Raw genomic sequence first — 3,651 nt, 5'->3', positions numbered from 1 at the left:
TGCCGGTACGGATTCAGGTAATGGAAATATAATAAACAGCCCTGTATAAATAAAAAAACAAAAAGTAAACAATGAAATTTTTTTATAACCTTTGTATTTTTGGCTTCTCTCTCGAAGTCCTTCCCTAATAGAAACCCCGTTCCCCAAAAGAACTTCATCCATCATTTCAACCAATGTACAAAAAGAAGCAACAAGACCAAATATAAAGAACTCTTTTATCAACACTACCCAAAAGAATACACTCGTTTTAGCCAGGCTAAAGACCAAATCCATTATCCAGAAAACCTTGCTGTCTAAATACGTACTTTTATTCATCCGTTTCACCTTCTTGAAATAAGGTACTTGATTTAACAAGTACCTTTTCGTTATTATTTCAGGTTATATTCTTTGCGAATCTGATCCGCAATTTTTTTCAATTCTTTTTCCGCATCGAGATCCTTCAAATTAATATTATCAATGACCGGCTGGATTTTATTTGCAATCTCGGCATAATCAGGTGTATACGGTGCATTCATAACAGTTTTGCCTTCTTGAAGAAGCGTTCCTAATGAAGCTGCATTCTCCGGCGCGTTTTTCATAGTAGTTATTTTATCTGCATGACGCTTTACCACTGGAATTGCGTTAATTGTATCAATCTGGATATCCTGCCCTTTACCGGTTGATAGGAACTTCAGCAACTCAAATGCTTCTTCAGGATGTTTTGTCCCTTTTCCAATACCGATTGGCAGATAAGAAGCTGCAGATACATTGCCGGCTTTTCCTGCTGGCATTGGTGCCACATCCCACTCAAAGGAAACGTTTTTCTCTGTATCTGCCCAGTCCCATGGGCCCATTAATTTCATGCCCGCTTTTCCAGTTAGGAACAAATTAGACATGCCCTGTGCTTGAGCTGAAGTTGGTTGAACTTTATATTTGTTGATAAGATCGGATCCAAACTGGATTGCTTCAATTGTTTCCGGCGAGTCCACTGTCACTGTCTTGCCATCTTGACTTATGTATGATCCCCCGTTTTGAACCAAAATTTCCCCAGTATAGTAGTTTTCAATTCCAAACTGTACTGTTTTTCCACCTTCAACTTTTGTTAATTTCTTCGCTGCATTAAGGAAGTCATCCCAAGTCCAATCATCTGAAGGATATGGCACTCCTGCTTCATCAAACATATCTTTGTTATAGCCCATCTGGAATGTCGCTGCATCACGAATCAGCGCGTATTGCTTGCCATCAACCTTACCCATTTCAAGAATGTTAGGCAAGTATTCATCTTTATTGATCTCTTTATCAGATAGATCCATCAATACATTTTTAGATACTAACTGTCCAAAGGCAGATGGTTGGATCCAAACTAAGTCTGGCTGGTCACCGCCGGCAGACATTGTTAGGAACTTGTCGTTAAACTTATCGTATGGAGCATAAACCATTTCAACATTGACACCAGGATTTTCTTTCTCAAATGCTTTAAAGATTTCATTTTCCAGTTTTGTACCTTCTGGATTGTTATTCCAAACTAATATACGGAGCGTCACACCATTCTTTGAGTCCCCACTTGACGTATCAGATCCAGAACATCCCGACAAAAAGGCTGATAAAGCCAGCACAAGGGTTAAAAGGAAAACACCTAATCCTTTCTTCTTAAACATCGAATTACTCCCCCTATTTATTTAGTAAAATATAGATAAGATTCCAGAAAAGGCCATTATCTAGCGTGACCCTTACTAATCAAACCTAGCTATTACTTTCCACCAGTAGTAGCGATACCTTCTATGAAATACTTCTGCCCAACAAAAAACATGATTATCAAAGGCAGAATAATAAGCACACTTGCTGCCATCATTGGTCCCCACTCTATCAATAATGCACCCTTGAATTGGAGAATCCCTAAAGCTAGCGTGAATTTAGAATCGTCATTGAGATAAATTAACGGTCCCAAGAAATCGTTCCAAGTCCACATGAAGCTCAGCAAGGCAACAGTAATGACTGCCGGAGTGGATAACGGAAGGACAATCCGCCAGAAGATTCCCAGAGTGCTGCACCCATCCAAATAAGCTGATTCTTCAAGCTCTTTTGGGATGGTTTTAAAAAACTGTCGAAGCAAGAAAATAAAGTAAGCGTTACCAAAAAAAGCAGGAACAATTAGCGGCAAAAAAGTATTTGTCCAACCAAGTTTCGCAAAAATCATGTATACAGGAATCATGGTGACTTGCGGAGGGAGCATCATAGTTGCCAACAACAAGATAAACCAAACATCCCGTCCTTTTCCCTTAATTCGTGCAAAACCGTAAGCTACCAATGTCGAGGATAAAACCGTCCCAATTACCGTTGCTACAGTAACAATGATGGAGTTTAAATAATATTGACCAAAGTCCACGATAGTGAATACGTCTATATAATTCGCAAAATCCCATACCTTCGGCAGCAAACTAGGTGGAAAAGAAATGGCTTCATTTTCAGGCTTTAGTGATGTCCCAACCAACCATAAAAATGGAAAGATGAAAACGATAGATAAACTGGCAAGAAGTCCGTATGTCAGAATTCTTTCAAAAAGTTTACCTTTTTTTATGCTGCTCTCTTTTTTTATCCTCACTGCTTTGGTTTTTACTTTTGCGATTTCCACTCCACTTTCCCTCCCTCACTTATTCGTCATATTCATAGTAGACTTTTTTTCCAAATACCTTAAATTGAATCAGTGTGAAAACTAAAATGATGAGAAATAGAATCCAAGCAAGAGCGGATGCATACCCCATCTTAAAAAACTTGAATGCATCTTGATACAAGTAGAAAACATAAAATAGAGATTTATAATTTGGTCCACCGTTTCCACTGCTTACAACATACGCTTGTGTAAAAATTTGAAAAGCGCCGATGAGTCCCATGATTAAATTAAAAAAAATAACGTTTGATGTCATAGGTATTGTTATATTCCAAAACTTCGATAACTTCCCTGCCCCATCAAGCTCAGCAGCTTCACAGGGGGAGGCAGGCCCATTTTGAAGGCCGGCCAAGTAAATAACCATTCCTCCACCTGCTCCCCATAGACTCATAATTATTAAAGAAGGTTTAACCATTGCCTCACTCAGCAACCAATTCGAGGTTGGCAGATGAAAAAATGAAAGGATCGCATTCGCAATGCCAAAATCCGGCTGAAAAATCAAGATCCATAATAAAGAGCTGGCAACAGTGGGAACAAGAGACGGTAAATAGAATACAGTTCTAAAAAACCCCATAAACTTTACTTTTGCGTTTAAAAGGACCGCTAACAGATAACCAACTATCAATCCAAGCGGTACTGCAAAAACGGTATAAAAAAGTGTATTCCATAATGATTGCCAAAACAAAGGATCTTCTGTAAATATCTTTTGATAATTTTCAAATCCTACCCAATTTGCTGATCCAAGACCCGAATAGTCAGTAAAGGACATATATAACGAATACACCATGGGTCCCGCTGTAAAAACAAAGAACCCAATCAACCAAGGTAAGATGAACATGTAGAACAAAAATGTTTTCGATTTATGCATTTTCCACCCCGCCTTATCTAATTTTTAATAAGGAACTCCACATGACTTTATCAAATATCCTGGGAATTCTCGAAAACCTTCAAACCCTTTAGATCAGTTTTCAAAAAATTCTTTGTTTTTCACTCCCTTTTAAAAA

The 3,651-nt window shown here is 38.3% G+C and carries 4 protein-coding genes; all 4 read right to left on the bottom strand.

What is annotated here, in order from left to right:
* On the bottom strand, positions 1-315 hold a 315-nt coding region (locus tag RAC86_RS36525), incomplete at its 3' end, for a hypothetical protein (protein WP_377886766.1).
* Between the two features lie 53 nt (positions 316-368).
* Positions 369-1,637 (bottom strand): ABC transporter substrate-binding protein, encoded by a 1,269-nt coding sequence (locus tag RAC86_RS36520; RefSeq protein WP_038429103.1) that lies wholly within the window; start codon positions 1,635-1,637, stop codon positions 369-371.
* Between the two features lie 92 nt (positions 1,638-1,729).
* Complete coding sequence (locus tag RAC86_RS36515) at positions 1,730-2,611, bottom strand: carbohydrate ABC transporter permease (protein WP_326145659.1); 882 nt, start codon at positions 2,609-2,611, stop codon at positions 1,730-1,732.
* A 19-nt stretch (positions 2,612-2,630) separates the two neighbouring features.
* Positions 2,631-3,515, bottom strand: a complete 885-nt coding sequence (locus RAC86_RS36510) for a carbohydrate ABC transporter permease (RefSeq protein ID WP_377886765.1) — start codon at positions 3,513-3,515, stop codon at positions 2,631-2,633.
* Positions 3,516-3,651: the final 136 nt, after the last annotated feature.

Source organism: Bacillus sp. LR_5 (assembly GCF_042709275.1).
This window is presented reverse-complemented; position numbering and strand designations above follow the sequence as displayed.

Coding starts and splice junctions, on each gene's coding strand:
- RAC86_RS36520 (WP_038429103.1), bottom strand. CDS start 1,637: ATGTTTAAGAAGAAAGGATTAGGTGTTTTCCTTTTAACCCTTGTGCTG.
- RAC86_RS36510 (WP_377886765.1), bottom strand. CDS start 3,515: ATGCATAAATCGAAAACATTTTTGTTCTACATGTTCATCTTACCTTGG.